The organism is Bacteroides sp. HMSC067B03 (genome assembly GCF_001811315.1).
Classification (GTDB): domain Bacteria; phylum Bacteroidota; class Bacteroidia; order Bacteroidales; family Bacteroidaceae; genus Bacteroides; species Bacteroides faecis.
In genome coordinates, this window is the sequence record NZ_KV804437.1 from 1 (window position 1) to 5006 (window position 5006).

Sequence of the window (5006 nt, forward strand, 5' to 3'; positions counted from 1 at the left end):
ACAATCAATTACGTGACTTTTCAGGTCACACCCACGACTTATTGAGGTTAAGCATTATGGTGTACGACGACTCGTAAGCGTCTGAAATATCCGTCATCAGTTCCGGTGCCAGCGGGTTACAGCGATGGCTCTTGCGTGGGTTATCGAAATTTATCACGTAGAACTTGGGCGGTATCTTATAGCGGTGTCTGTACTTAATCAGGTGGTTATAGGCAATAACCGACAGGTCATCAAATTTAAAGTCGTATATATAAAGAGCATAGGACTTCTCTATTGCCTGCTTTATGTAATTATTGACCACGGCATACGATTTTCCGCTACCCGGTGTACCTAAAATCATGCTGGCCCGGAAAGGATTCACTACGTTTATCCAGCCTTTCCATTCCTTTCTCCCGTACCAGAATTTAGTCGGCAGGTTAATGGAATACTCGTTTTCCATAAGGTGGGTTTCCTGCATGAACGATTCATTCTCGGTATTGAAAACGTCCTCCAGCAAATTGTTCTTCAACAGACGGCTAATCCATAAACCGGATGCCAACAGGCAGAAGAAACCGCCGGCCAATGTCGTGGTATAAAGTATGGCGCATACACCGGATGATGCGTCAATGGACAGTAACCACCAGTTCAGGAAAAAGAGTATGGCACCCGCTATGGCCGCAATAATTATTTTCCTTCATGTGATTTCATGCTTCTTTACCCCCTGGTTGCCCATGCAGGACAGACCGAGGAAGAGGACACAAAACAGTTTGGTGTAAAGAAGGGACGAGAACAGTCCTGTGGTACGCTGGAAATTGGACAGTATCCTGTCCACAATATCAAGCGTCCAGCCCATTTCGTGTAGCCAGCCGTAACAAAACCAATAGATGTGTATCGCCAAAAATAGAAAACTGACGGCCCGCATAAAGTCCGTGACTTTGGCAAGACCTCTTAAATCATCTTCATTCTGCATAATTGTAACTGTTAAAATTCGACTTTTTGTTCTATACCTTAATTATATTATAATTTGCGCCTGCGCTTCTTCTTTTTCCTGCGTCCGAAGCGGAAGGACGGATCGATGTACTCGTGCGTATGGTCATCTTCCATGAGTACGGAGAAAATGTCAATGACACCGAGTGCGGACGTATCAATCAGACTGCCGGACGGTTCACTCTGATAGTCTTGATTTTCCTGCTGCCGGTATTCCTTCCTTTCCAGTCTTTCTTCCGTATCTTGTTCCTGCCGGGGTGTATCCTGCTCCGGCGGTGGTATCAGCCTTGTACGGTCCGCATCCGGATTGTTGAACAATTCGTTGAACACATTGGCTGAAAAGGCCTTGCCCAGACGCGAGCCGTTAAGCACTGTCCGGCTGGTATGGTCTATGAAAGTGATGCCGTACAGACGTCCTTCGGGATTGATACGGTAAACCGTCTCTATATCCGCCTCTTTCAGCTTTCGGGCGAAATCCTCTTTCGTGCCGATGTCCTGCATGGCTTTAATGACTTCCTGTCTTGTCCTTTCGGCAAGGCTGTTCCTTTTCACCTTTTCAGTAGAAGCGGCAAACTTCTTTTGCAGTGCTTCATAACCGAATGCCTTACCGAACTTGCTGGATTTGAAAGGTGTTCCCACCTGCTGTCCGTTATCATCCAAAGCTCCGTACATAATACCGTGGTATTCCTTCCCGTCCACACTTCCCCTGACTTCATAAACGGTTACGTTATACAGGTTCAGAAGAGTGCCATATTCGGAAAGCGAGTGACAGTTGTAACATTCCAGCAAGGTTCGGGCGGTATGCTTTACCTGTGCTTTCACGTCCCCTTTCGGATAATCCACTTTTTGTAGGGATGATAGTTCCCTCTCACCGTGTTCTCCGAATGTGGGATGAAGCCCGTACTTCACTTCCATTTCACGGCAGATGTTCTGTGCCCGGATAGCCTCCCGATTGTGGTCTATCTTTTCACCCTGCCCGTTGATACGTACCGAAACGATGTGCATGTGCTTGCGGTCTATGTCTTCGTGCAACCATACGATATAGGGCTGGTTCCCGTAACCGAACTTTTCCATGAACTCCTGCGCCAGTACGGTCATCTGCTCTTCCGAAAGAATGTCTTTCGGGGAAGGATTCAATGAGATGTGGATAACCGGTTTCCGGACGTGCGAGTTGAGTGCGATGTAAGGTTCAAAAGCCTGTACACAGTGTTCAATCGGTACATTGCCCGAAGTATCTGCCGCTATTTTAGGATGTCACAATACCTTTGCCGTACCGTCATCCACCTTTATCTTATTATAGGCAATCACTCCATAGAATGAACTGCCCGATGTGATATTCGGCACCATGATGTTATTCCTTTTTAGTGAGATACTCCTTTTCGTATCGCTTTGTCAGTTCGATAATCTGTTTGCAGAGTTTCTCCAGTTTGCGGGTTTCTTCGGCCAGTTTATAAAGAAAGGCAAGCGATTTCTTTTCCCCATAAATGGTATGGATGGTCTTTACACATTGGTTGTAGTTGTTTCCGATACGGCGGAACTGCTGATAGAAAGCGGTCAGCCGGGCATAATATTCCTGCGCTTCCTTATCAATCCTCACTACCTTGAACTCTCAGCCGAAGATGCGGGCAAAGATAAATTCGGCCTTGTTCTTCATGCCGGATTGTTCAAACATCGTGAGAAACTTCTCGTTCTCACTGTCATTGAGACAGAGATAATAGCGGTGCGTGCGCGGGTCTGCCAGTACCTTGCGCCCTGCGGCGCTACGGATTCTTGTTTCATCTTTCATAACATGAATAATTTAGGAAGTTCGACTTGGGAGAACTGACATCCCCGAAAGGCCTTTCGGGGCGGGACTTTCAGCGGTTGGAAATATTTTCAACCGCTGAAAGTACACCTCGCTATATGCTGACGCATATTAAAATCCGGCTGGGCCGGATTAAAGGTCTGAAGGATTTGTCTTACGTTCTCTTACCGAGAACGGGCTCCGCTCTCCCGGCGACAAAGGTAGATAGTTTTTTCTGTCCGTGCATCATGGCGTATCACGCCAACACCCGCCAATGAATGACTTTGGAGCCGGGGGTACTTCATGGATGTTCTTTTTGAGGTTTATTTGTAGCCGGATAGCTATTTGAACGGATAAACAGATATGCAATCAGGCAGATATTCAAACAGGCATTTATCCGGATATATAGCTATACATACATATATATAAATGTATAGACGGATAAACAGCTATTCGGATAAATGGCTATGCAATCGGATATGTGAATAGTTATCCGAATATGTACATAGCCATATAGCTACACAGCCGAATAGACAGATAGCTGAATAGCTACATAATTAAATAGCCATGTAATAGAGTAGCCATATAAGTAGATAGCCGGATAGCCAAGTAGCCGCATAATTAAATAACTATATAGCTAACCGGATGAACAGATAACAGAATGAGTAACCGGACAGATAGCCCAAAAACAGACGGCTGTTCATCCGGCTGTCTATAAAACAATTTATTCATTTAAATCAGTAACAATGGAAAAGAGAAAGAAAACCGTATTCGTTTCGTTCGCCTCCCAGAAGGGCGGCGTGGGTAAATCAACCTTTGCGATTTATGCGGCGTCGTGACTGCATTATGTGAAAGGTCTGAATGTGGCGATAGTGGATTGTGACTATCCGCAGCATTCAATCATCAAACAGAAAAAGCGGGATATGGAAGTGGTAAAGACCACACCCGTCTATCAGAATCTTCTGGTGGAACAGGCCGGGCGGTTGAAGAAGAAGGCTTACCCTGTTATCGGCAGTACCCCGGCGGATTGCATGACGGACTGAAGGGCGTTTAAGGAAAAGGCGGACGTGCATTATGATGTGGTGCTGTTCGACCTGCCCGGAACAATGGGCAGTGACGGGGTGATTGCCACAATCAGTGCGCTCGATTATCTGTTCGTACCGATAAAGGCAGACCGCCTTGTGCTGGAAAGTACGCTGAACTTTGCCACGACTGTCAATGACCGCCTGATAAAGACCGGCATCTCCAATCTGAAAGCCTTGTGCATGTTCTGGAATATGGTGGACTGGAGGGAACGTACCGTCTTATATGACATTTACCAGCAAGGTTTCTCCCTCCTGGGACTGGACTGTCTCCAAACCCGTGTCCCCGTGCGCAGTAACTTCACCAAAGACCTCTCCACTACGGGCGGCCCGGTTTACCGGAGCACCCTGTTTGCACCGGATGCGGGCTTTACGAAGGAGTGCGGCTTTGATGCGCTTATGGATGAAATCATGCGGACAATCAAAATTGTATAGTCATGGCAAAGAAAACGAGTGGACAGAATCCGGTGGATGAAGCCTACCTGCGCAGCCTGATGGCGGGCAGCCCGCCGGAAAAGGTAACACCGTCCATTCCCCCAAAAGAGGAAACGGACAGGGAAACGGCTGAAAAGGCAAAGACGGAATCTGAAGCGGAAGAGATGCCGGAAAAGGCCGCATCCAAAACGTTGAAAGCCGCACAGACCGAATTTATGAGGAGATTCCTCACCCCTTACAAATGCGAAGGCAGGCAGGGTGTCTATATAAACAAGGAACTGCACCGGAAAATATCGGTCATCGTCGGCATTGCCGGTAAACGGCAGTTGACGGTGGGCAATTACATTGACAATGTATTGCGGGAACATTTCGAGAAACATTCGGATGAGGTGAAGGCATACTGCCAGAAGAGTTACAACAAAATCTTTTAAGCTATGGATATGCGATTATGTTATGAAGCCGGAGCGGTTCTGTTCTGGCTGCTGTTCGCCTATCTGTTCATGGACAAGTTCCTGTTCAGGGGGCAGCTTGGCGAGATATGTTTCGGGAAGGCACGCCGCCGCATGGCGAAAGCCCTGCGGGGTGCGGCAGGCTGGTTCGATCCGGTGAAGGAGGAACGGAAGAAGGGACGTGGACAGGCGAAAGGGAAAACGGGCAGGAAAGAGATTCCGGCAGTCGTGAAAAGGCAGGAGAAAGAGCTTCCACCGTAAGTATTCGATAAACTCCCTCGTATAGTAGGT

Annotated in this window: 4 protein-coding genes and 3 pseudogenes; 4 read left to right on the forward strand and 3 right to left on the reverse strand. The window is 47.4% G+C overall.

Annotation, left to right across the window (positions count from 1 at the left end; genetic code table 11):
- Positions 1 to 28: 28 nt before the first annotated feature.
- The 3 genes and pseudogenes from HMPREF2794_RS29695 to mobA all read right to left on the reverse strand — a co-directional run.
- A pseudogene (locus HMPREF2794_RS29695) lies at positions 29 to 949 on the reverse strand (YWFCY domain-containing protein); the annotation flags it as partial.
- A 47-nt stretch (positions 950 to 996) separates the two neighbouring features.
- Positions 997 to 2211: a conjugal transfer protein MobB gene (gene mobB, locus HMPREF2794_RS21575; RefSeq protein ID WP_070752656.1), complete on the reverse strand. Its 1215-nt coding sequence runs from the start codon at positions 2209 to 2211 to the stop codon at positions 997 to 999.
- 106 nt (positions 2212 to 2317) lie between these two features.
- Positions 2318 to 2752 (reverse strand): annotated as a pseudogene (mobA, locus tag HMPREF2794_RS29700) (conjugal transfer protein MobA).
- 845 nt (positions 2753 to 3597) lie between these two features.
- Between mobA and HMPREF2794_RS21585 the strand changes: the two are divergent.
- From HMPREF2794_RS21585 to HMPREF2794_RS21600, 4 genes and pseudogenes are all read left to right on the forward strand, one after another.
- The gene (locus HMPREF2794_RS21585; protein WP_025867500.1) at positions 3598 to 3792 is read left to right on the forward strand and encodes a hypothetical protein; all 195 of its coding nucleotides are present in this window, start codon (positions 3598 to 3600) and stop codon (positions 3790 to 3792) included.
- 63 nt (positions 3793 to 3855) lie between these two features.
- On the forward strand, positions 3856 to 4266 hold the full coding sequence (locus HMPREF2794_RS21590) for a P-loop NTPase family protein (protein ID WP_070752664.1): 411 nt from the start codon (positions 3856 to 3858) through the stop codon (positions 4264 to 4266).
- A 2-nt stretch (positions 4267 to 4268) separates the two neighbouring features.
- On the forward strand, positions 4269 to 4697 hold the full coding sequence (locus HMPREF2794_RS21595) for a DUF3408 domain-containing protein (protein WP_070752660.1): 429 nt from the start codon (positions 4269 to 4271) through the stop codon (positions 4695 to 4697).
- Positions 4698 to 4700: 3 nt separating this feature from the next.
- Positions 4701 to 4970 (forward strand): annotated as a pseudogene (locus tag HMPREF2794_RS21600) (hypothetical protein); the annotation flags it as partial.
- Between the last annotated feature and the right edge of the window lie 36 nt (positions 4971 to 5006).

What these genes read in the sequence shown, in the direction of transcription:
- HMPREF2794_RS21590 (WP_070752664.1), top strand. Translation starts at nt 3,856, where the DNA reads ATGGGCAGTGACGGGGTGATTGCCACAATCAGTGCGCTCGATTATCTG.
- HMPREF2794_RS21595 (WP_070752660.1), top strand. Translation starts at nt 4,269, where the DNA reads ATGGCAAAGAAAACGAGTGGACAGAATCCGGTGGATGAAGCCTACCTG.